The sequence below is a fragment of the Halopseudomonas sp. 4NH20-0008 genome, assembly GCF_057548395.1.
The window spans coordinates 41941-62498 of sequence record NZ_BAAJMD010000016.1; the positions used below are offsets into that span (position 1 = coordinate 41941).

Sequence of the window (20558 nt, forward strand, 5' to 3'; positions counted from 1 at the left end):
ATATTGCCGCGTGCCGGGTGCTTAATACGACTTGGGTAGCGTCCTGTATCAATGCTGTGCATGGGCGGCGCTGCTGCCATGACCCATCAACCAGGTCTTGTGCGGACCGGGCAGGGTCCAGAGTCCAAAGAGGATCACCAGAATGGCGGCACTCACGCGCACGCTACGTTTGCGCAACAGGCTCATCAAACGTTGTGCGGCCAGTCCGGTTGCCAGCAGGGTGGGCAGGGTGCCGATGCCGAAGGTCAGCATCAAGGCAGCGGACAGCGCGGCGCTGCCGTGGCTACTTGTCCAGATCAGCGTGCTGTAGACCAGACCGCAGGGTAGCCAGCCCCACAAGGTACCGAGTGCCAGAGCCTGGGGCGCACTGGTGACGGGGAGCAGTTTGCGGGCATGGGGTTCTATATGCCGCCAGAGCCCGCGCCCCAGGGCTTCAATGCGAGTCAGACCAGACCACCAGTTGGCCAGATACAGACCCATGGCGATCATCAGCAGGCCAGCCAGTATGCGCATGGCCATGCCCAGCCCGAGATCCTGCAATAGCCAGCCGAAACTGCCCAGCAGGCCGCCAGCGAGGGTATAACTTAGAATGCGACCGGCGTTATAGCCCAGCAGAATGCGCCACAATGGCCAGCCCTTGCGCTGCTCGGCGGGAATCGCCAGCGTCAGTGCGCCCATCAGCCCGCCGCACATGCCGATGCAGTGGCCACCCCCCAATAAGCCGAGGGCCAGTGCGGTGAGAAAAAGGGGGAGTAATTCAATTGTCATGGCGGATTGTCGCCATTGTTTGGTTTAGACGATTCAATACCGGTCTTGTCTGCCGCATCCGCTTGCTCGTTTTCCTCGCGGGGCTGCTGTGCTGCCAGGTGCGCCGGGTCTTCGTCATCGAACAGAATACTGTGGGCGGGGCCATCAAGGTCATCATACTGCCCGCTGTTGACCGCCCAGTTGAAGACCAGGATGGCAATGATCACCAGTGCTACGGCGATCGGCACGAGAATATACAGAACGGTCATACGGCTTGCTCCAGGGGCTGCACGGTCGGTCGCCGGTCGGGCGTCGAAGGCGTGCCCAGATGAGTCAGGCGCAGGGCGTTGAGCACGACCAGCAGCGAGCTGGCCGACATGCCGATGGCCGCCCAGGCCGGCGTGACCATGCCCAGCGCTGCCAACGGCAGTATGCCGGCATTATAGGCGCTGGCCCAGAACAGGTTTTGCAGCATGATGCGGCGGGTACGGCGTGCGCCAGAAAGGGCATGCAGGAGTACCTGCAGCTGGCTGCTGAGCAGGACGGCATCGGCGCTGGTCTTGGCCAGGTCCGAGGCGTCACCCATGGCAATCGAGATATTGGCGGCGGCCAGCACCGGGACATCGTTGACCCCGTCACCAAGCATCAGAACCTCTGCACCTTCAGCCTGGCGTTGTTGGACAAAGTGCAGTTTGTCCGCCGGGCTGGCGTTGCCCAAGGCCTCGGTTATGCCCAGACGCGTTGCCATGCGTTCGACCACCTGCGGGTAATCCCCGGACAGCAGGATGACATGCAGACCGCGGGCCTGCAGACCTTTGATTAATTCGGGTGCATCACTGCGCAGTCGATCATTCAGGACGAACCAGGCTATCGGCCCTGAGCTGTCACCGAGCAGTAACCACTGGCCGGGTTCATCAGGCAGTGCCGGTGCTGATTGACTACTGATCTGGCTGACAAAGTCGGGCTTGCCGATACGCAGCAAGCGGCCTTCGCACTGGCCTTCCAGACCCAGTCCCGGGTGACTGATGACCGTGTCGGGTTCAGCCGTGCTGCGGCCGAAGGCGCGGGCTATCGGATGTTCTGAGCGGCCTTCAAGCATGCGTGCCCAGTGCAGTGCCTGATCGGCATCATGGCCGCCGAGCGGCACAATGCGCTCAAGGGTCATGCGCCCCTCGGTCAGTGTACCGGTCTTGTCCAGTATCACGGTGTCAATTCGCGTCAAGCTTTCCAGTACATGGCCGCGGGTAATCAGCAGCCCGAGTTTCTGTAGGCTGCCGGTGGCGGTCGTCAGGGCTGTGGGCGTAGCCAGCGAGAGGGCGCAGGGGCAGGTGGCAACCAGCATGGCCAGCACAATCCAGAAGGCCGTCTCGCCATTGACCTGCCACCACCAGAGACCGCCGACTATGACGGCGGCGCTGAGCACAATCAGCAGGAAGTACTGTGCGACACTGTCGGCGATTTGCGCCAAGCGCGGTTTATCTGACTGTGCGCGTTCAAGCAGACGAACAATAGCTGATAAACGGGTTTCTTCTCCCACGGCGTTGACCCGCACGCGCAGCGGGCCTTCGACATTCAGGGTGCCGGCGGTCACGGTGGCACCCGCGGTTTTGGCGATGGGCAGGTATTCGCCGGACAGGGCGGACTCATCCACGCTGCTGATACCGCTGACAATGACGCCATCTGCCGGAATGCTTTCGCCGGGCTTGATATCCAGCAGGTCACCGGGTTGCACTTCATCCAGCATGATGCGGGTGCTGTGGCCTTGTGCATCGATACGAACGGCACTGGGTGGCAGCAGGTTTACCAGTCGGGCTGTGCTTTCCACGGTGCGCTGGCGTGCTCGACGTTCGAGGTAGCGACCGGCCAACAGGAAAAAGGCAAACATGGTCACCGAGTCGAAATACACCTCGCCGGTATTGGTTACCGTGGCCCAGATACCGGCCAGATAGGCGCCACCAATCGCCAGCGAAACCGAGACATCCATGGTCAGCCGATGGTTGCGCAGATCGCGCAGGGCGCCCTGGAAAAAGGGTACACAGCTATATAGCACCACGGGTGTGGTCATCAGCAGGCTGACCCAGCGCAGGATCAGCGCCATGTCGTCGGTCAGGTCCTGGTTGAACTCTTCATACAGCGCCATGGTGGCCATCATGACCTGCATGAACATCAGACCGGCCAGCCCCAGGCGTCGCAGATAGCGACGGTTTTCTGCGGCGATCTGCTCGCTGGCTTTGTCTGCTTCGTAAGGATGGGCGGCATAACCAATGCGTTTGAGCTCGCCGAGCAGGGCAGACAAGCGTGTCTGTTGCGGGTCCCAATGCAGGTTCAGACGGTGATTGCCAAGATTCAGACTGGCCAGGCTGACCCCCTTGACCTGGCCCAGTCGCTTTTCGATCAGCCAGCCACAGGCCGCGCAGCTGATGCCTTCGATCAACAGTTGAATCTGCTGCTGGTCGCCATCACTTTGTACATAGCGTTGCTGGACATCGGGCCGATCCAGCAGCTCCAGCTCGTCCTGCAGGACCTTGGGCAGGGCTTCCGGGTTGCTGGCATTGTCGGTGCGGTGGCGGTAGTAGGATTCCAGGCCACCATCGACTATCGCCTGCGCCACGGCCTGGCAGCCGGGGCAGCACATGGCCCGGGCTTCGCCGAGCAGGGTGCAGGACCAGTCAGAGCCCTTGGGGACGGGCTCGCCGCAGTGGAAGCAGGGAGTGGGGCTGGACATGGCTCAGCGGGCAGTGAGTTGGTATGCCTGCTCAGGGCCCAGGACCACTTCATCGGTCAGCCGCCAGCCCTGCTCACCGGGGCTGGCCGGGTCGCTCAGGTCGACGTAGTGACGGCCCTGCATGCGGTCTTCAAGTTGGCCCACGTAGGTGTTGCCGCTGAGCCAACGCAGGATCACGGTGCGATCACGTTCAGCATGGGACGGTGACATGATTTCAAGCTGCAGAACCTGGGGCTGCTGGTCCAGCTTGCCATCCAGCTGCAGGCTCACTTCGCCTGTTACCTCATCAATGTTGAAGCGGGCTGAGAGCTCAAGTTCGGTGGCCTTGTTATCGCGGCCCAGATGCATGTTGATGGCCCGACCTTCCTTGTAGTAATTGTCCTTGACCATGCTGTCCTGATTGAGGATCGAGATGATCAGCAGGCCCACGCCGATGACTACGGCAAATACCAGAATGCCGATGATGAACCAGGGCCAGAACTGCTTGTACCAAGGCGGTATTACGTCGTTGTGCATGTCATTACCTGATTGTCGGGCCCATGAAGCGACTTTCTGCTGTGGCAGTGATTTCGCCATCGTCAACGGCCGTCACGCGGAAGCTGATAGGCATGTTGCTGCCCTGCATGTAGCTCGGATCAAGTTGCAGGTTGACCGGCAGTTGCAGCAGGCTGCTGGGTTCAATGGTCATTTCAGTGTTATTCATCTGCAGTATCAGTTCCGGGTGTCCTTCAACACTCAGGCTGAAAGTCCGTTCCTGCTGTCCCTTGTTGAACACTTTGACAATATACACATTCTCTATATTGCCGCCGCGTGCTTCACGAAACAGAACATTTCGGTCGCGCTCCACATCCAGAGAGACCTGGGCCAGGGTGCTGACGGTAAAGATAAACACCCCGATCATGATCGACAGTGCGGCTCCGTAGCCGAGCAGACGGGGACGCAGCATATTGGTCTGTTCCCCGGACAGGTTGTGCTCGGTGGTGTAGCTGATCAGGCCGCGCGGGTAGTTCATCTTGTCCATGACTTCGTCACAGGCGTCCACGCAGGCGGCGCAACCGATACACTCGTATTGGAGGCCGTCGCGGATATCGATACCTGTGGGGCAGACCTGTACACAGATGTTGCAGTCAACACAGTCGCCAAGGCCTGCTTCCTTGGGATCGACACCCTTTTTACGCGCACCACGAGTTTCGCCGCGGCGTGGATCGTAGGAGACGATCAGCGTGTCCTTGTCGAACATCACGCTCTGGAAGCGGGCATAGGGGCACATATGAAAGCACACTTGTTCGCGCAGCCAGCCAGCGTTGATATAGGTGGCAGCGGTAAAAAAGAATACCCAGAACAGGGCCCAGCCACCCACCTGCAGGGTCAGCACATCAGGCAGCAATTGACGAATCGGGGTGAAGTAGCCGACAAAGGTGATCGCCGTGGCCAGTGCCACCGCCAGCCAGATACTGTGCTTGGCAGTCCTGCGCATCAGTTTGTTCGCGCTCATTGGCTCTTTGTCGAGCTTGATGCGGGCATTGCGCTCACCTTCGGTGACGCGTTCGGCCCACATGTAGATCCAGGTCCAGACGGTCTGCGGGCAGGTATAGCCGCACCATACGCGACCGGCAAACACGGTAATGAAAAACAGCCCAAAGGCGCAGATGATCAGCAGAAAGGACAGCAGGAAAAAATCCTGTGGCTGAAAGGTTGCGCCAAAGATATGAAATTGTCGCGCGGGTAAATCAAAGAGGACCGCTTGACGTCCGCCCCAATTGATCCAGCCCGTGCCGAAGTACAGCATGAACAGAAAGCCTACACCCATCAGCCGTACATTTCTGAACAGACCCGTATAGGAACGCGTATGGATTTTCCTGCGCTTGGCATAGAGATCCACGGTTTCGACGTTTTTGACGGGGATGTTTTCGCTCATGATGGCTGGCCGTAAAGGTTGGGGGAAGGGACCCCGGCGGGACGCGCCTGCCGGGGTAGTGCTACCTACCCTCAAAGGATACTGCTGAGGGTATACCTTGTGCCATGCGACCTGGGGTCGCGGCGTTATTGCTCGACGTTTTGCTGTGACAGGCTCCAGACATACGCGGTCAGCATGTGGATCTTGTCGTCACCCAGATGCGCCTGGGCTGGCATGTTGCCAAAACGGCCGTAGCGCAGTGTTTGCTGGATCTGCAGGGAGCTGCCGCCATACAGCCAGACGTCATCGGTCAGGTTGGCAGCTCCGAGCAGGGTATTGCCCTTGCCGTCGGCACCGTGGCACGCCGCGCAGTTGGTCAGATAGATCTTTTCACCGGCAGCCACGTCAGCGTTTTCTGGCTCCAGGCCTGACAGCGTGCGCACATACCCTGCTGCATTGCGGATACCTTCTTCACCGATGACGGCCTGCCAGGCCGGCATGGCGGCCTGACGGCCCTGAATCAGCGTAGTCTTGATGGCGTCCGGCGAGCCACCCCAGAGCCAGTCGTGGTCGGTCAGGTTTGGGAAGCCGTACAGGCGACCACCACCATCGGAGCCGTGACAAACCGAGCAATTGACCGCAAACAGACGCTGGCCAATGCTCAGGGCCGCTGGATCCTGGGCCACTTCTTCCACGGGCATGCCAGCATACCTGGAGAAGATCGGTGCGAACTGGTCTTCAGCACGGGCTACTTCCGTTTCGTACTGGTTGACCTGGGTCCAGCCCAGTACGCCGGGGAACTTGCCCATGCCAGGGTAAAGCACCAGATAGATGGCGCCGAATATCACCGTGGCAATGAACAGTATGAACCACCAGCGGGGCAGGGGGTTGTCGAACTCTTCAATGCCGTCAAAGCTGTGGCCCACGGTTTCTTCTGTCTGGTCCTTGCGCTGCCCCTTGCGGGTAGCGAACAACAACCAGAGGATCAGACCTATGGTGATCAGGGTCAGGACAATGATGTACCCGCTCCAGAAATTACTCATTGTTTGTTACTCCTAGCGTCATTCTGCTCACTGGGCGCTGTTTCATCGTCAGGTTCATCGGCGAAGGGCAGTTGAGCCGCTTCGTCAAAGTCCTTTTTCTTGTATGAGCTGTAGGCCCATATCGTGATGCCGATGAAGGCCACCATCGCAAGGAGAGTGGCAATGCCGCGTAGCGTGTTGATATCCATGGTCAGTTACCGGCGGTCCGACAGAACGGTGCCGAGGTGTTGCAGGTAGGCAATCAGGGCATCTATCTCTGCTACGCCTTTGACGGCTTCTTCAGCACCGGCAATGTCTTCATCGGTATAGGGTACGCCCAGAGAACGCATCACTTGCAGTTTGCGTGCAGTGTGCTCACCGGTCAGGACGTTTTCCTGCAACCAGGGATACGCAGGCATCTTAGACTCGGGCACGACGTGGCGCGGGTTGATCAAGTGCGCACGGTGCCAGTCATCGGAGTAACGCTGACCGACGCGGGCCAGATCCGGACCGGTGCGCTTGGAGCCCCACAGGAAGGGGAACTCGTAAACGCTTTCACCGGCTACCGAGTAATGACCATAACGCTCGGTTTCCGAGCGGAACGGACGGATCATCTGCGAGTGGCAGCCAACGCAGCCTTCGCGGATATAGATATCACGGCCTTCCAGTTCCAGCGCTGTGTAAGGGCGCAAGCCCTCGATCGGCTGGGTGGTTTCGGCCTGGAAAAACAGCGGGACGATCTGGGTCAGGCCGCCGAAGCTGATGGCAATGACCACGAAGACAATCAACAGGCCGAGATTTTTTTCTACTAGTTCATGACTTTTCATCTATCAGCTCCTCAGGCCATTTGCGCAGCGGCTTGTGCTTCTGCCGGCTTGGACTGGGCGATGGTCCGCCACACGTTGTAAGCCATCAGGAACATGCCGATCAGGAAGAACAGACCACCGATCATGCGCACGACATAGCCGGGATGGCTGGCTTCGAGAGCTTCAACGAAGGAGTAAGTCAGGGTGCCGTCGACGTTCACTGCACGCCACATCAGACCCTGGGTGATGCCGTTGACCCACATGGACACGATGTACAGCACGGTGCCGATGGTAGCCAGCCAGAAGTGCGCGTTGATCAGCGCCGTGCTGAACATAGCTTCACGGCCGAAGACCTTCGGAACCAGGTGATACAGCGAGCCGATGGAGATCATGGCTACCCAGCCGAGGGCACCGGCGTGAACGTGACCAATGGTCCAGTCAGTGTAATGTGACAGCGCGTTCACAGTCTTGATGGCCATCATCGGGCCTTCAAAGGTGGACATGCCGTAGAAGGCCAGGGATACCACCAGGAAACGCAGGATCGGGTCGGTGCGCAGTTTGTGCCAGGCCCCCGACAGGGTCATCATGCCGTTGATCATGCCGCCCCAGGAGGGCGCCAGCAGAATCAGCGACATCACCATGCCCAGGGACTGGGCCCAATCAGGCAGGGCGGTGTAGTGCAGGTGGTGTGGACCCGCCCAGATGTAGATGGCGATCAGCGCCCAGAAATGCACGATCGACAGGCGGTAGGAATAGATCGGGCGGCCAGCCTGCTTGGGTACGAAGTAGTACATCATCCCCAGGAAGCCTGCGGTCAGGAAGAATCCCACCGCATTGTGCCCGTACCACCACTGGATCATCGCATCGGTTGCGCCAGAGTACATGGAGTAGGACTTGGTCAACGTAACCGGCATGGCCATGCTGTTGACAATGTGCAACACCGCTACGGTGATGATAAAGGCACCAAAGAACCAGTTACCCACATAGATGTGTTTCATCTGGCGCTTCATGATGGTGCCAAAGAACACAATCGCATAGGACACCCAGACAACCGCGATCAGGATATCGATCGGCCATTCCAGCTCCGCATACTCCTTGGAACCGGTGAATCCCAGCGGCAGCGTAATGGCAGCGAGCACGATTACGGTTTGCCAGCCCCAGAACACGAAGGCCGCCAAGCCGTCTGACACCAGTCGTGCCTGCGAGGTACGCTGTACCACGTAAAAAGACGTGGCCATCAGGGCGCTGCCGCCGAAGGCAAAGATGACCGCATTGGTGTGCAGCGGGCGCAGGCGCCCGAAGCTGGTCCAAGGTAGGTCAAAGTTCAGTGCGGGCCAGACCAGTTGGGAGGCCAGCAGTACACCTAAAGCCATGCCTACGATACCCCAGACCACCGTCATGACGGCGAACTGGCGTACCACTTTGTAGTTATAGGCTGTCTGAGTGGTAGCTGTGCTCATGCGAGATTCCACGGATAGCAATGGGTTAATGGGGGTTAAGCGGCGGCAAGTATGAGGAAAGCAGCCCCTGTTTGCAATGACACAAGTCAAGGTATCGGCAGGTTGCAAGGCCTCTGGATGGCCCTGTGCAGATGCTCAGACGGTGTCTGTTGAAACGGGTCTGCCGAACTCGGCATAACCACCGGCATGGCGCAAGACGGGTTACTGGAACAGATGTATTATTGTGCGTTCCTCGGACAGGTCTACGGCTATCACGGTCATAGTCCTGGCAGGGACAAGCTTAGTACCCGATTGCACCGATGTGAAGCAAATACCCCGATACTAGCCGTGGCATCTTGTCGCAAGGGGTGCCGGAGCCAGCCGATGAACACTGACATTCTGATTGACACACCCGCTGATGAAACCCCGGCAACACTGTTGTTGGCCCATGGTGCCGGGGCGCCGATGGACAGCGAGTTCATGCAGATGCTGGCGCAGGCTTTGTGCCGTCATGGTATCCGCGTGCTGCGGTTCGAATTCCCCTATATGGCTGCCCGTCGTGTTGACGGCCGCAAACGGCCACCCAATCCGATGCCTGCGCTGCTGACCCATTTTCGCGAGTTGTTGGCGCAACAGCCGGGGCCGGTTTTTATTGGCGGTAAATCCATGGGTGGCCGGGTGGCCAGCCTGTTGGCAGAGGAGCCGGGTGTGAGTGGAACACTCTGCTTTGGCTATCCCTTTCATCCGCCGGGTAAGCCGGAAAAGCTGCGTACTGCCCATTTGCTTGAATTAACGCGGCCCGTTCTCATTATCCAGGGCAGTCGTGATCCCTTTGGCAAGGCGGCAGACGTGGCTGGCTACAGGTTGTCCAAGCAGGTGCAGTTGCACTGGCTGGAGAGCGGCGAACATGACTTTCGCCCGCTGAAGGCAAGCGGGCGGACCCAGTCACAATTGATTGAGCAGGCGGCCCAGGCCGCCGCGGAGTTTTGCCGACGTCATGCCGGCGTCGCTCCGGTCTGATCAGACGCCGAGTGCCTTGGGCAGAATACCGGCGCTCAGGTGTCCCCAATGCTTGCCTTGAACGATAACCGGCACAAACATCACAAAGACAATGGTGCTGGTGCCCGGCAGGACGTAGGTGCCCATGCCGACATGGGTACATTTGTTGAGGTTTTCCAGATCAATGCCCTTGGCGACAAAGCGCATGTGCACGCTTTTCGCGGCGTCCACCGCCGGGTCGCCGGTCAGCGGCTGTGAGGTTGCAGTGCGGCTGGCGGCCAGATAGCCATGGCTGTCTACCGGCAGCATATACAGCACGCCATCCTTGCCCTGGGTATCCCATTCGTCCAGCAACGGCTGCATCAGTTTCTGGTAGGCGACGGCCCAGCTGACATTGTGCTTGGGCGGATTGGTGTTGGGGATCAGTGAATAGTTGCGGTCAAAGATATTCACGCCCTGTTCCTGCAACTGCTGCAGTTTGCCGGAGATAATCTTGCTGCGTGACATCAGCAGGTCGGTTGCCCTTTCCAGGTTACCCTGGCCGAGCCGGAAACGGCTCAATTCTTCAAGTACCTTGTTGGTATTGTCTCGCTGGGCATCGGCCTGGGTAAAGCTGTCCTTCATGCGCTGGCTGATGGTCAGACTCAACTCACGGATGGCGCTGCCGTGCTCATGGGTTTCGCTGTTGGTGACTGTCAGCTGCTCGAGGGCGCTGCTGACCATCAGCAGGTCATCATTGCTGCGCTGAAAGTCCTCGACCATTTGCACAAACTGTTCGGCGGCGGTACTGACGGCCGTGCCGGCGCTGTCGGATTGCGCCTGCATGCTCTGGGTCTGCTTGTCGGCTCCGTCCATGGCCTTGAGCATTTGCTCCATCAGCTCGCCAATCTGGCTGGCGGCGGTGCCAACCTTGATCGACAGGTTGCGTACCTCATCAGCGACCACGGCAAAGCCGCGGCCTTGCTCGCCCGCGCGGGCGGCTTCAATCGCCGCATTCAGGGCCAGCATGTTGGTCTGGGCAGAGAAATCCTGGACTGTGGCGAGAATATTGCGGATTTGTCCTGAGGTATTGCCCAGCGCGTTGATGTTCTCCTTGAAACCGGCCATGGCTTCACTGATGTGCTGCATCTGTACGCGGGCTTCCGTGAGTTGTTCACGTGAGATCTTGGCAACATCGAGGTTGCGCGTGGTCATGCCGGCTATGCCGCTGGTCCGTGCAGTAATGTCATGCAGAGCGCTGGTGGTCTGATCGCTGGCCTGGAAGATCAGCTCAGAGAGACTTTGTTGTTTGCTTGCGTCGCGCGCGGCCTGCTCGGCCAGGAGCCGGTTATGGGCGGAGGAGTGGGCGACGCGCAGGCTGAGTTGCTGGAAGCCGCTCATTAGCTCACGCAGGCGGCCGGCAAAGGCGTCAAATTGCGTGAGGCTGGGATTCAGTTGTTGAGCCGAGGACTCGTCGGTGGTCAGGTCGATCTGTTCGGCATTGGCCCGCTTGAGACGGTTCAACAAGGTGCCACCCTCGCCAGGGGCGCTGCGCATCAGCCAGGGCAGGGCCAGAATCACTGGTGCGGCAATCAGCGACAATACAAAGAGCGTCCCTTCAGCCAGCCACAGCAGTGCGCCAATAAAGAACAGTTGGCAAAGCATGAGTACCAGGATCAACGCATTGCCGCCCGGCGCGGGCAAGGGTGATGCCTTTTCCAGGGTCTTGGGGTGCAGCTGCATATTCATACTTACCTCGGCGCAGGGATAACACAGATTTATTGTTGTAGGGTGCTGGGCGATCCTTGCCTCACTTCTTATGCCGCTCTTGCAGGTTATCGGCACTGATGGCGAATTGCTAAAGGCTTATCGAGCCAATGTATACGCCATACTGGCTTTTGACGTCAAAAAAAAGCCGATTGAACCGGTTTCAGGGCAAGTGTAGTTGATGTGGCGGAAGGGAATAGGAGTCGAACCTACCAGACACGCCCTGCGCATCTCACCGGGTTTGAAATCCGGGCGCCCCACCGGGAACGATGCCCTTCCGTGTTGCTACGCTACCACAGGGGCAGGCCGGTGCAGCCATTATCAGTGGGCTGATTGCCGCTGAATAATAGTTCGATGGGTGCCGCCCATTGCAAGATCAGGCTTTGCACTGGCAGCCCAAGCCATTAGCATGGACGGCGGTTTCAACCTCAGCCGTTTCTTATGGAATCTTCAGCATGTCTCTGATCGACCGCATTGCCCTTGAAAGCGCCCTCAGCCAGTACCGCGATCCGTACCTGCAGACCGACCTGATCAGTGCCGGTTGCCTGCGCGACTTGCAAATAGATGAAGGCAAGGTCACCGCCCGTTTTGTCCTCGGTTATGCCGCCGCCGGACTGGTGTCCGGGATAGGGCAGATGCTGACCGTTGCGGCAGAGGGTGTTGAGGGCGTTGTGTCAGCGGACATCAAGGTCAGCTGCGAGGTGGTCAAGGCGCCCGCACAGGGCAGCATCGAGGCACTGGCCAGGGTCAAGAATATTATTGCAGTGGCATCGGGCAAGGGCGGCGTCGGCAAATCCACTACGGCGGTCAATCTGGCCCTGGCGCTGGCCCGCGAAGGTGCCCGGGTGGGTGTGCTGGATGCGGATATCTATGGCCCGAGCATGGGGCTGATGCTGGGTCTACCCGAGGGCACCCGGCCCGAAGTCAAGGATCAGAAGCTCTTTATACCGCCGCGGGCCCATGGTGTGCAGGTCATGTCCATGGCCTTTCTGGTAGATGACAATACCCCGGTGGTCTGGCGTGGCCCGATGGTGTCAGGCGCGTTGATGCAGTTGCTGACCCAGACGCTCTGGGACGATCTTGATTATCTGGTGGTGGATATGCCGCCCGGCACTGGCGATATCCAGCTGACGCTGGCGCAAAAGGTGCCGGTCAGCGGTGCGGTGATTGTGACCACGCCCCAGGATCTGGCGCTGCTGGATGCGATCAAAGGCATCGAGATGTTCAACAAGGTGCATATTCCGGTGCTGGGTGTGGTCGAGAACATGGCCATTCATATCTGCTCCAACTGTGGCCATGCAGAGCACCTGTTTGGTGAAGGCGGCGGTGAACGTCTGGCCGAACAGTATGGGGTCGATCTGCTGGCATCCATGCCGCTGTCGATGATGATCCGCGAACAGGCGGATGGGGGCACACCCACTGTGGTGGCCGAGCCGGAATGTCAGATCAGCATGCTCTATCAGGATATGGCCCGGCATGTCGGTGCGCGGATTGCCGAGCGCGCCATGGCGGGTCCGCAGACGCCGACTATTCAGATCAGTGACGACTGAGGGCGGGTGCCTGTCAGGCCGGGCTTTTTTCGTTGTCGAGAACCCGTTAACATGCAACCTCTTTTTTGCACAGTTCAGGACAAACCATGAGCATCAAGTCAGACCGCTGGATACGTCGCATGTCACAGGAACACGGCATGATCGAGCCCTTTGTAGAGCGTCAGGTGCGCGGCGAAGAGGCCAGCCGGGTGATTTCCTACGGGGTCTCCAGCTACGGTTACGACGTGCGTTGTTCCAACGAGTTCAAGGTGTTCACCAATATCCATTCGGCCACCGTCGACCCCAAGCATTTTGACGAAAAGAGCTTTGTCGATGTGGTCAGCGATGTCTGTATCATTCCGCCCAACTCCTTTGCCCTGGCCCGTACCGTTGAATACTTCCGTATTCCCCGCAATGTACTGACCATCTGTCTGGGCAAGAGCACCTATGCGCGCTGCGGCATTATCGTCAACGTCACGCCGCTGGAGCCTGAATGGGAAGGGCATGTGACCCTGGAGTTTTCCAATACCACGACGCTGCCAGCGAAGATCTATGCCAACGAAGGTGTGGCACAGATGTTGTTCTTTGAGTCCGATGAGGACTGTGAAGTGTCCTACCGCGATCGTGGTGGCAAGTATCAGGGTCAGCGCGGCGTCACGCTGCCCAAGGCCTGATCAATCAGTCATAGCGGCAGGGCACTCGCCCTGCTGTTCCACCAAAGTCTAGTAGTCCCCCATGCCCCCAGGCGTCATGCTGACTGGTATTAAAGCCTGTTGGAGTAGCGCGCATGACGATCTTCAGAACACTCGGTTACTGCTTCCTGTTTATCATGGTGCCGTTGGGAGGCCTGTTGGCTGCTTTCCCTGAGGAAATAACTGCAGGGTTGTCAGCTGTACTGCCGATGGATGTGAGTCGGGGTGCGTTGGGTATCGCCTTTCTGGCTTTGGCCGCGGTGTGTATGCGTGTTGATCTGGGCATACGCCGCCGCGCTGCAGAAGCCTGACAAGCGCCCACAAAAAACCCGACTCGGCGCCGTGGAACACCTTGTCGGGTTTTTTACCGCAAGCGACTGTCAGGCGCCCAGAGGGCGCCTGATGTGATCAGAAGCTCTTGGATACAGACAGTGTGACGTTGGAGTCACAGGTGTCATCGTTTTGGTAACCAATGTCTACAGTACACTCGGTGCTGCTGATGTTGGTATCGCTGTACATCAGTGCCCAACCCAGGCCCAGAGCGTCCTTGCTGACAGTCACTGCCCAGTCGTTGTAGTCAACACCTCCGTTCTTGCTGTTGCTGTCGGCGTAGTGCAGGCTCAGACCGATGTCGTAGGGCAGGGACAGATCATAGCCGACGTAGTAGTAGTGGTTGTCGGCGTTGTTGTAGGTGTCCTTGTAACCCAGGGTGAAGCCATAGGCGCTGACGCTAGCCAGCCACTCGTACACGTCGATTGAGCTGTTACCTGGGAAGGTGTAGTTGGCCCAGCCCAGGTCGTAGCCGATGTCATCAGTGATGCTGCCGGCATAGCCAACATAGTAATCCAGCTCGATGCTGGCGCCACCGAAGTCGGTGGAATCTACGTTGGAGCCCCATGCACCAACATAGACGCCGCTTTCATGGGCGAAGTCGAGGCTGGCCTGAACGGCACCCTTGCCATCAGTCTGGGACTGGCCGCGCCAGATGTAGTCGGTTGCCAGGGTGGCGGTCATGCTGGCGTCAATAGTGCCGATCATGGTGTCAAACTCTTCAGCTTGAGTCATGTTGGCAAAACCCAGGGTGGTAGCTGCTGCGATGGCGGCTGTCAGTTTCTTCATCATTCTCTAGTACCCCATGTGTGTGATTCAAACGTAGAAAAAAATGCGTTGGCATCACTCACATAGCATTTAGCTTGCCAGTTTTTAATACTTGTTTAATTACAACGAGTTATATGTTTTTTATATGTAACGCGGGGAAAACTGCAAGGTTATAGGGCTTTTTGCTGCACCGCTGTGGTGCGTGTCGGTGTGGTCATGGTGCAACGTAACTGTCATATTCTGTGCAGCGCTCAATTAGCCCGGATTCACCAGCGCAATCAGGGTCTTGGTACGCTGGTAACGTTGCAGTCGGTCGTCCAGCGCGCGCGGCAGGTGAGTGCAGGAAATAAAGCCCTGGCGGGCATACAGGTCAGCCAGTTGTGGTTTGCAAAACAGCCAGATTGGCCCCGCATAATAACCTCGAACGGCTTGCAGCAAACGGCCTGCATGGCCCTGCTGGCGCTGATCGGGCGCGACAAACAGGCCGGTCAGCCAGTGACCCTCTGCAACAGGTTGCAGGCACAGGCAAGCGCTGATGGCGGTTCGCCGCAGGGCCCATACACTGTGTTGTGAACCGGCTTTCATGGCGCTGCCATGGCCGCGGTAGAAAGCGTTGACCAAGCCTTTTTCAGTCGGCGGCAGTTGTTCTATGTACATGTCTGGCAAGCGCGGTAGGCGTTGATGCAGGTCAATGGCTGTCACGGGAAGGCTGTCACAATGCATTATAAAGGTTCACGGCTTCGCCGATTCTAACAGGAGCACACATGCAAAACGTACTGGTTCCCTATGATGGGTCACCGAGCGCCGAGCGCGCGGTCGATTATCTGATCAACTTTGCCAAGGTTTTTCCGCAGCTCAAGGTGCATCTGATCAATGTGCAGACCGAGGCCAAGCTCTACGGTAACTATGTTTCGCCCGCCATGCTGGAGCAGTTGAATGCGGGCGCGCTGGATCATGCTGCTGAAACCAATGCCAAGGCAGCCGAGCGCCTGAAGGCGGCAGGTATTCTGCACAGTTGCCATGAAGTGATGGGCGAAGTGGTAACCGAACTGGTCAAGGCGGTCAGACAGCACGGCTGCAACACGGTGGTCATGGGTACCCGGGGCATGAGCAACCTGGGTAATCTGGTCATGGGCTCCGTGGCCACCCGGGTGGTGCATGAAGTGCCGGTGCCGGTGCTGCTGGTCAAGTAATCAGCGTTTGCCCATGGAGCGGCGTGTGCCCTTGGGGGCCATGCCGATCTTTTTCTCGTGACGCGGATTGATACCCTTGGCCTGCCAGGGCTTGTCTGTTGCGGCTGGAGTATTGCTTCCGGGGCGGGCAAAGGGAAACTTGAAGTGCGTCTGCGGCGCAGGGTTTTCTGCAGTCACTGACTCGACCAGGCTGTCTGATGCCGGGTTACTGTCGAGATCATCTTTCTGGCTGGTCATGGCAAAAAACTCAAGGAATCGAATCGGGGCGCGAGTATAGCGGCAAAACAGGCCTGCTGGTAAGGCCTGACCTTTGCCGCTGGTCTGCTCAGTTGAAACCGGTCTGGATAAAACTGTCGCGCTCAAGCAAGCGCGCCTGATAGTCAACAAGGGCAGGGCAGGTGGCCTGCCAGTCAATCTCTGCCAAGCGAAAGTCCAGATAGGCCAGGGCCACACCAATGACGATGTCGCCCAGATCGATCCTTGTAGCCGTAGAGCTGCCGAACATACGTTCCAGGGTTGAGAGGCTGCGAATAATCGCCCGTAGTCGGCGTTGGCCGAGCACGGTCTCGTCGGCATCCTCGCCCAGATACTTGCGTGCAATAACAGTATTGAATGCTGCGTCAATCAAGCCCTGTCCTAGCCCGGCCCTGTGCAGTACTTCCGCCAGGTTGCTGGCCGGTAGCAGGCGGCCCTGACCATCATGGCTGTCCAGGTATTGTGCAATCAACAGCGACTCACTGATGGCCATGCCCTGATCGGTGATCAGGGTAGGCACGCGGCTGGCCGGATTAACCGCAACCAGCGCCGGCTCATCTGTCCAGGGATCGCTCCAGCACAGCGTCAACTGGTTATCCAGGCCGAGCTCAAGTGCCGTGATGCGCGCTACGCGGGCGTAGGGCGAGGTCTTGTTCAGATGCAGTTTCATGGCGCTGTTCCGGCCGTTGATGTGATCAATCCTGGCGGCTGGTCACTTCCAGCAGGTGGTAACCGAACTGGGTTTTCACCGGGCCCTGAACCTGATTGACCGGGGCGCTGAACACCACGGTATCAAATTCCTTGACCATCTGACCTGGACCGAAGGAGCCCAGATCACCACCACTGCGGCCGGATGGGCAGGTGGAGTTGTCGCGGGCCAGTTGGGCGAAATCGGCACCGCCTTCGATGGCGGTTTTCAGTTCGATGCACTTGGCTTCGGTCGGAACCAGAATGTGACGGGCTGTAGCTTTAGGCATGATCATGCTCCTGTAGGTTAGGTCGCAGAGGGTAGCGCAAAGCCGCGCTCCCTGAAAGGTCGGCGCAGCGATGCATTCGGTCTGTTTCAACTCGGACGATAAAGCTTGAAGTGCTCACCCAGCTCGAAATAATCCGCTGCGCCACCACCACGCAGTACCGGGTGGGCGGCAGCGGTGTTATAGATGCCGTCTTTCAACAGATGCTCGGCGATATGCACGGCGATCACCTCACCAAAGATCATCCAGGTGGGCACGTTTTGCCCAGCAGCGCTCTGCAGTTGCAGTATCTGGGTCAGCTTGCACTCAAAGGACACCGGGCTTTGCTGGACGCGTGGCACGCCGATCAACCTTGAGGGTTCAGGTGACAGGCCGCTAAGCTGAAATTCGTCGACATCCGGTGCCACCGCGGCGCAACTCTGGTTCATGGCTTCGACCAACGGACGGGTCGCCAGACTCCAGCTGAACTCGCCGGTTTCTTCTATATTGTTGAGGCTGTCCTTGCGCCCGACACTGGCAAAACCAATGATCGGCGGCACATAGTTGAAGGCGTTGAAAAAACTGTAGGGCGCCAGGTTGAGAACGCCCGCTGCACTGCGTGAACCAATCCAGCCTATTGGCCGGGGGCCGACGATGGCGTTAAAGGGATCATGAGGCAGGCCGTGGCCCTTTGCCGGTTCGTAGTAGTAGGATGCGTCACCCATGGCTGTTTTCCTGTTTGATAAGCTGTGTTGCATCTTTACCCATCGGGCTGATCAGGCGAATGACTCTGACAGCCTGATTATGGTCCATGCTATCGGAGCCCATGCCCATGTCCATCCAACCGATCCGCTATGCGGATCTCGATACCCTGAGTTTTCGCCAGCTGGACAGCTTGAACGGACTGACCAAGGGCAGCGTGTTCAAGTTGTTCAAGGCGCGTCAAGCGCGCCTGCAGGAGGATCTGGATTATTACTACCTGCCGGCGGTGGAGCACGCCGAGTTGATTGCTGAGCTTAAATCCAGCGGACAGATCTATGCCACCACGGTCAACCTGGTGTTGCTGACGCGCAGTGGCTATGCCCGGCTGCAGTCGGGCGAATGAGCCGTTAGCGGGCCGGCGGGTCTGAGAACCAGCCCGCAAACTGGGCGATTGATAGGCACTTTTGCTGAACTTGCCGACCCCTGATTGGTCAGTGGTCGGTATAGTCCGGCATTCACACACTTAGTGTGTGGTTCCCTTTCAACCGTCAAAGTGTGTCGTAGCCATGTCATTTACCTTCTCCCTCGGCCTGTTCGCCGCCCCGTCAACGAGCCTTCCAGTCCGCAGCCGTCGCTGTCTGTTGAGTCTGTTTCTGTTGATAACCGCCTCGCTGCCGACCACCGTCAGCGCTCAATCTGGTGATAACGCCCGCTGGGTCAGCGATACCCTCAATACCTACGTGCGCAGCGGTCCAACGGACGGGCACCGGATTGTCGGTGCCTTGCGCTCAGGCCAGCGTGTCGAACTGCTGGGCAGCCAGGGCAATTACAGTCAGGTGCGTTCCGACAGTGGCAGCGTGGTCTGGATACCCAGTGATGATCTGCAGACCATGCCTGGTCAGGCAGAGCGTTTGCCGCAACTGGAGCAACAGGTAGCGGACCTGTCAGCCGAGCTGGCCGAGATCAATGAGACCTGGCAAACAAGGGTGCAGGGCATGCAGGAAACCCTGGATTCGCGCAAACTCTTGATCGAGGAGCTGGAGACGACCCGTACGGCGTTGAACCAGGAGCTGACGGCGGTGCAATCCGAGCTGCGCTCAACCCAGTCACGCCTGGGCCAGGAAAATCAGCAGGCGCTGATGCAGTACATGGTCTATGGCAGCATGATTGCCGGGGGCGGGTTGATCTTTGGCCTGATCCTGCCGGCCATGTTCAAGCGCCGCAAGCGTAACGACGGTTGGGTTTGATTGCCCCGGCTCAGTCTGGATCCGGGCTGAGCCGTCTGCCGCTGTCACAACACGACACCCCCAAGACTGCTAAGATGGTGACCTTGTCCATCATCCGGAATTGCGTATGCAACGAAACCGCATCAATGCCACCGTCAGCCCCAAGGGCAGTCTGGAAACCCTCTCGCAACTGGAAGTACAACAACTGAGTGAAGCGGGCTCCGGCAGCACCTACACCCTGTTTCGTCAATGTGCCCTGGCCATTCTCAATACGGGCGCCCAGAGCGACAACGCGAAAACCATACTCGAGGCCTATGAGGACTTTGAGGTGCGTATCCATCAACAGGATCGCGGTGTCCGTCTGGAATTGATCAATGCCCCGGCTGATGCCTTTGTTGATGGCGAGATGATTGCCAGCACACGCGAGATGCTGTTCAGCGCACTGCGCGATATTGTCTATACCGAGAGTGAGGCGGGCCGCCCGCGCATCAACCTGGACAGTTCCCAGGGCATAACCGAATACGTCTTCCAGCTGCTGCGCAATGCCCGCACCCTGCGCCCGGGCGTCGAGCCCAGCATGGTGGTGTGCTGGGGTGGTCACTCGGTCAGCGGTGAAGAGTACAAATACTGCAAGAAAGTCGGTCATGAGCTTGGGTTGCGGCATCTTGATATCTGCACCGGTTGTGGCCCTGGTGTGATGAAGGGACCGATGAAGGGCGCGACCATCGCGCATGCCAAGCAGCGTATCCTCAATGGTCGCTATCTGGGGCTGACCGAGCCGGGCATCATTGCCGCCGAAGCACCTAACCCGATTGTCAATGAACTGGTCATTCTGCCGGATATCGAAAAGCGCCTGGAAGCCTTTGTGCGTGTTGGTCATGGCATCATCGTCTTTCCCGGTGGCGTCGGCACGGCTGAAGAGTTTCTTTATCTGTTGGGCATCCTCATGCACCCGCAGAATGCGGGCGTGCCTTTCCCGGTGGTGCTCACTGGCCCGGCCAGCGCCGAGCTCTATCTGCGCCAGTTGCACGACTTTGTCGGTGCTACGCTGGGGCCGCAGGCGCACAGTCTGTATCGCATGATCATCGATGATCCGGCAGCGGTGGCGCGGGAGATGGCGCAGGGCTTGAAAGCCGTTGCCCAGTTTCGCCGCGAGCGCAACGATGCCTTCCATTTCAACTGGCTGCTGAAGATCGAAGAAAGTCTGCAGCACCCCTTTGATCCGACCCACGAAGCCATGGCCGAGTTGGTGCTCAGTCGCTCACTGCCACCCCATGAACTGGCTGCCAACTTGCGCCGGGCGTTCTCCGGCATAGTCGCCGGGAACGTCAAGGACAAGGGCATACGGCGTATCGAGGAGCATGGTCCATACGAAATCCGTGGCGAGGCAGCCATCATGCAACCACTGGATGAATTGCTGCAGGCCTTTGTTGCGCAGCATCGCATGAAGTTGCCCAGTGGCACGGCCTACGTGCCCTGTTATCGAGTTGTCAGCTGAGGCTGGGGGTTGCCGACCCCGCTTCAATGGG

Annotated in this window: 24 protein-coding genes and 1 tRNA gene; 8 read left to right on the forward strand and 17 right to left on the reverse strand. The window is 58.6% G+C overall.

Annotated elements, in window-relative coordinates:
* Positions 1–48: 48 nt before the first annotated feature.
* From AC27HQ_RS14770 to ccoN, 9 genes are all read right to left on the reverse strand, one after another.
* Complete coding sequence (locus AC27HQ_RS14770; RefSeq protein ID WP_487156961.1) at positions 49–768, reverse strand: sulfite exporter TauE/SafE family protein; 720 nt, start codon at positions 766–768, stop codon at positions 49–51.
* A complete protein-coding gene (gene ccoS / locus AC27HQ_RS14775; RefSeq protein ID WP_487156962.1) occupies positions 765–1016 on the reverse strand; it encodes a cbb3-type cytochrome oxidase assembly protein CcoS in 252 nt (83 codons plus the stop codon). The genes AC27HQ_RS14770 and ccoS overlap by 4 nt, the downstream gene beginning before the upstream one ends.
* Positions 1013–3472, reverse strand: a complete 2460-nt coding sequence (locus tag AC27HQ_RS14780) for a heavy metal translocating P-type ATPase (protein ID WP_487156963.1) — start codon at positions 3470–3472, stop codon at positions 1013–1015. Before AC27HQ_RS14780 ends, ccoS begins: the two co-directional genes overlap by 4 nt.
* 3 nt (positions 3473–3475) lie before the next feature.
* Entirely contained in the window at positions 3476–3988 is a 513-nt protein-coding gene (locus AC27HQ_RS14785; protein WP_487156964.1) for a FixH family protein, read from the reverse strand.
* A 4-nt stretch (positions 3989–3992) separates the two neighbouring features.
* Positions 3993–5390 carry a cytochrome c oxidase accessory protein CcoG gene (ccoG, locus tag AC27HQ_RS14790; RefSeq protein WP_487156965.1) on the reverse strand — a complete coding sequence of 466 codons (1398 nt, stop codon included), beginning with the start codon at positions 5388–5390 and terminating at the stop codon, positions 3993–3995.
* A gap of 125 nt (positions 5391–5515) precedes the next feature.
* The gene (gene ccoP / locus AC27HQ_RS14795; RefSeq protein WP_487156966.1) at positions 5516–6412 is read right to left on the reverse strand and encodes a cytochrome-c oxidase, cbb3-type subunit III; all 897 of its coding nucleotides are present in this window, start codon (positions 6410–6412) and stop codon (positions 5516–5518) included.
* Entirely contained in the window at positions 6409–6600 is a 192-nt protein-coding gene (locus AC27HQ_RS14800) for a cbb3-type cytochrome oxidase subunit 3 (protein ID WP_487156967.1), read from the reverse strand. The genes ccoP and AC27HQ_RS14800 overlap by 4 nt, the downstream gene beginning before the upstream one ends.
* A gap of 6 nt (positions 6601–6606) precedes the next feature.
* Positions 6607–7218, reverse strand: coding sequence for a cytochrome-c oxidase, cbb3-type subunit II (gene ccoO / locus AC27HQ_RS14805; RefSeq protein WP_487156968.1), 612 nt, complete (start codon positions 7216–7218; stop codon positions 6607–6609).
* Between the two features lie 11 nt (positions 7219–7229).
* Complete coding sequence (gene ccoN, locus AC27HQ_RS14810; RefSeq protein ID WP_487156969.1) at positions 7230–8657, reverse strand: cytochrome-c oxidase, cbb3-type subunit I; 1428 nt, start codon at positions 8655–8657, stop codon at positions 7230–7232.
* Positions 8658–9020: 363 nt separating this feature from the next.
* Here ccoN and AC27HQ_RS14815 point away from each other — a divergent pair, with 363 nt between their 5' ends.
* Positions 9021–9656, forward strand: coding sequence for an alpha/beta fold hydrolase (locus AC27HQ_RS14815; protein ID WP_487156970.1), 636 nt, complete (start codon positions 9021–9023; stop codon positions 9654–9656).
* Here the strand turns inward: AC27HQ_RS14815 and AC27HQ_RS14820 are convergent, their stop codons facing one another.
* Positions 9657–11363: a methyl-accepting chemotaxis protein gene (locus AC27HQ_RS14820; RefSeq protein WP_487156971.1), complete on the reverse strand. Its 1707-nt coding sequence runs from the start codon at positions 11361–11363 to the stop codon at positions 9657–9659.
* A 202-nt stretch (positions 11364–11565) separates the two neighbouring features.
* A tRNA-Sec gene (locus AC27HQ_RS14825) sits at positions 11566–11660 on the reverse strand.
* Between the two features lie 176 nt (positions 11661–11836).
* Between AC27HQ_RS14825 and apbC the strand changes: the two genes are divergently transcribed.
* The 3 genes from apbC to AC27HQ_RS14840 all read left to right on the forward strand — a co-directional run bounded on the left by apbC (position 11837) and on the right by AC27HQ_RS14840 (position 13913).
* Positions 11837–12931: an iron-sulfur cluster carrier protein ApbC gene (apbC, locus tag AC27HQ_RS14830; RefSeq protein WP_487156972.1), complete on the forward strand. Its 1095-nt coding sequence runs from the start codon at positions 11837–11839 to the stop codon at positions 12929–12931.
* A gap of 86 nt (positions 12932–13017) precedes the next feature.
* On the forward strand, positions 13018–13584 hold the full coding sequence (gene dcd / locus AC27HQ_RS14835; protein ID WP_487156973.1) for a dCTP deaminase: 567 nt from the start codon (positions 13018–13020) through the stop codon (positions 13582–13584).
* A 113-nt stretch (positions 13585–13697) separates the two neighbouring features.
* Entirely contained in the window at positions 13698–13913 is a 216-nt protein-coding gene (locus AC27HQ_RS14840; RefSeq protein ID WP_487156974.1) for a hypothetical protein, read from the forward strand.
* Positions 13914–14010: 97 nt separating this feature from the next.
* On the opposite strand, the gene AC27HQ_RS14845 is transcribed toward AC27HQ_RS14840, so the two are convergent.
* Together AC27HQ_RS14845 and AC27HQ_RS14850 are read right to left on the reverse strand one after the other, a co-directional pair.
* Positions 14011–14721 carry a TorF family putative porin gene (locus AC27HQ_RS14845; RefSeq protein ID WP_487156975.1) on the reverse strand — a complete coding sequence of 237 codons (711 nt, stop codon included), beginning with the start codon at positions 14719–14721 and terminating at the stop codon, positions 14011–14013.
* Between the two features lie 234 nt (positions 14722–14955).
* Positions 14956–15402: a GNAT family N-acetyltransferase gene (locus AC27HQ_RS14850; RefSeq protein ID WP_487156976.1), complete on the reverse strand. Its 447-nt coding sequence runs from the start codon at positions 15400–15402 to the stop codon at positions 14956–14958.
* A 62-nt stretch (positions 15403–15464) separates the two neighbouring features.
* Here AC27HQ_RS14850 and AC27HQ_RS14855 point away from each other — a divergent pair, with 62 nt between their 5' ends.
* Positions 15465–15893, forward strand: a complete 429-nt coding sequence (locus tag AC27HQ_RS14855; protein WP_487156977.1) for a universal stress protein — start codon at positions 15465–15467, stop codon at positions 15891–15893.
* On the opposite strand, the gene AC27HQ_RS14860 is transcribed toward AC27HQ_RS14855, so the two are convergent.
* The 4 genes from AC27HQ_RS14860 to AC27HQ_RS14875 all read right to left on the reverse strand — a co-directional run bounded on the left by AC27HQ_RS14860 (position 15894) and on the right by AC27HQ_RS14875 (position 17826).
* Positions 15894–16130 (reverse strand): hypothetical protein, encoded by a 237-nt coding sequence (locus tag AC27HQ_RS14860; protein ID WP_487156978.1) that lies wholly within the window; start codon positions 16128–16130, stop codon positions 15894–15896.
* Positions 16131–16218: 88 nt separating this feature from the next.
* A complete protein-coding gene (locus tag AC27HQ_RS14865) occupies positions 16219–16818 on the reverse strand; it encodes a glutathione S-transferase family protein (protein WP_487156979.1) in 600 nt (199 codons plus the stop codon).
* Between the two features lie 25 nt (positions 16819–16843).
* Complete coding sequence (locus AC27HQ_RS14870) at positions 16844–17125, reverse strand: peptidylprolyl isomerase (protein ID WP_487156980.1); 282 nt, start codon at positions 17123–17125, stop codon at positions 16844–16846.
* 86 nt (positions 17126–17211) lie between these two features.
* Positions 17212–17826 (reverse strand): flavin reductase family protein, encoded by a 615-nt coding sequence (locus AC27HQ_RS14875; protein WP_487156981.1) that lies wholly within the window; start codon positions 17824–17826, stop codon positions 17212–17214.
* 107 nt (positions 17827–17933) lie between these two features.
* Here AC27HQ_RS14875 and AC27HQ_RS14880 point away from each other — a divergent pair, with 107 nt between their 5' ends.
* The 3 genes from AC27HQ_RS14880 (at position 17934) to ppnN (ending at position 20527) form a co-directional block, all read left to right on the forward strand.
* Complete coding sequence (locus AC27HQ_RS14880) at positions 17934–18206, forward strand: hypothetical protein (protein ID WP_487156982.1); 273 nt, start codon at positions 17934–17936, stop codon at positions 18204–18206.
* Between the two features lie 163 nt (positions 18207–18369).
* Positions 18370–19050: a TIGR04211 family SH3 domain-containing protein gene (locus AC27HQ_RS14885; RefSeq protein WP_487156983.1), complete on the forward strand. Its 681-nt coding sequence runs from the start codon at positions 18370–18372 to the stop codon at positions 19048–19050.
* Positions 19051–19156: 106 nt separating this feature from the next.
* Entirely contained in the window at positions 19157–20527 is a 1371-nt protein-coding gene (gene ppnN / locus AC27HQ_RS14890; RefSeq protein ID WP_487156984.1) for a nucleotide 5'-monophosphate nucleosidase PpnN, read from the forward strand.
* Positions 20528–20558 lie beyond the last annotated feature (31 nt).

Bases quoted from the DNA above. Each gene is read 5' to 3' on its own strand.
- AC27HQ_RS14770 (WP_487156961.1), bottom strand. From the start codon at position 768: ATGACAATTGAATTACTCCCCCTTTTTCTCACCGCACTGGCCCTCGGC.
- ccoS (WP_487156962.1), bottom strand. From the start codon at position 1,016: ATGACCGTTCTGTATATTCTCGTGCCGATCGCCGTAGCACTGGTGATC.
- AC27HQ_RS14780 (WP_487156963.1), bottom strand. From the start codon at position 3,472: ATGTCCAGCCCCACTCCCTGCTTCCACTGCGGCGAGCCCGTCCCCAAG.
- AC27HQ_RS14785 (WP_487156964.1), bottom strand. From the start codon at position 3,988: ATGCACAACGACGTAATACCGCCTTGGTACAAGCAGTTCTGGCCCTGG.
- ccoG (WP_487156965.1), bottom strand. From the start codon at position 5,390: ATGAGCGAAAACATCCCCGTCAAAAACGTCGAAACCGTGGATCTCTAT.
- ccoP (WP_487156966.1), bottom strand. From the start codon at position 6,412: ATGAGTAATTTCTGGAGCGGGTACATCATTGTCCTGACCCTGATCACC.
- AC27HQ_RS14800 (WP_487156967.1), bottom strand. From the start codon at position 6,600: ATGGATATCAACACGCTACGCGGCATTGCCACTCTCCTTGCGATGGTG.
- ccoO (WP_487156968.1), bottom strand. From the start codon at position 7,218: ATGAAAAGTCATGAACTAGTAGAAAAAAATCTCGGCCTGTTGATTGTC.
- ccoN (WP_487156969.1), bottom strand. From the start codon at position 8,657: ATGAGCACAGCTACCACTCAGACAGCCTATAACTACAAAGTGGTACGC.
- AC27HQ_RS14815 (WP_487156970.1), top strand. From the start codon at position 9,021: ATGAACACTGACATTCTGATTGACACACCCGCTGATGAAACCCCGGCA.
- AC27HQ_RS14820 (WP_487156971.1), bottom strand. From the start codon at position 11,363: ATGAATATGCAGCTGCACCCCAAGACCCTGGAAAAGGCATCACCCTTG.
- apbC (WP_487156972.1), top strand. From the start codon at position 11,837: ATGTCTCTGATCGACCGCATTGCCCTTGAAAGCGCCCTCAGCCAGTAC.
- dcd (WP_487156973.1), top strand. From the start codon at position 13,018: ATGAGCATCAAGTCAGACCGCTGGATACGTCGCATGTCACAGGAACAC.
- AC27HQ_RS14840 (WP_487156974.1), top strand. From the start codon at position 13,698: ATGACGATCTTCAGAACACTCGGTTACTGCTTCCTGTTTATCATGGTG.
- AC27HQ_RS14845 (WP_487156975.1), bottom strand. From the start codon at position 14,721: ATGAAGAAACTGACAGCCGCCATCGCAGCAGCTACCACCCTGGGTTTT.
- AC27HQ_RS14855 (WP_487156977.1), top strand. From the start codon at position 15,465: ATGCAAAACGTACTGGTTCCCTATGATGGGTCACCGAGCGCCGAGCGC.
- AC27HQ_RS14860 (WP_487156978.1), bottom strand. From the start codon at position 16,130: ATGACCAGCCAGAAAGATGATCTCGACAGTAACCCGGCATCAGACAGC.
- AC27HQ_RS14865 (WP_487156979.1), bottom strand. From the start codon at position 16,818: ATGAAACTGCATCTGAACAAGACCTCGCCCTACGCCCGCGTAGCGCGC.
- AC27HQ_RS14870 (WP_487156980.1), bottom strand. From the start codon at position 17,125: ATGCCTAAAGCTACAGCCCGTCACATTCTGGTTCCGACCGAAGCCAAG.
- AC27HQ_RS14875 (WP_487156981.1), bottom strand. From the start codon at position 17,826: ATGGGTGACGCATCCTACTACTACGAACCGGCAAAGGGCCACGGCCTG.
- AC27HQ_RS14880 (WP_487156982.1), top strand. From the start codon at position 17,934: ATGTCCATCCAACCGATCCGCTATGCGGATCTCGATACCCTGAGTTTT.
- AC27HQ_RS14885 (WP_487156983.1), top strand. From the start codon at position 18,370: ATGTCATTTACCTTCTCCCTCGGCCTGTTCGCCGCCCCGTCAACGAGC.
- ppnN (WP_487156984.1), top strand. From the start codon at position 19,157: ATGCAACGAAACCGCATCAATGCCACCGTCAGCCCCAAGGGCAGTCTG.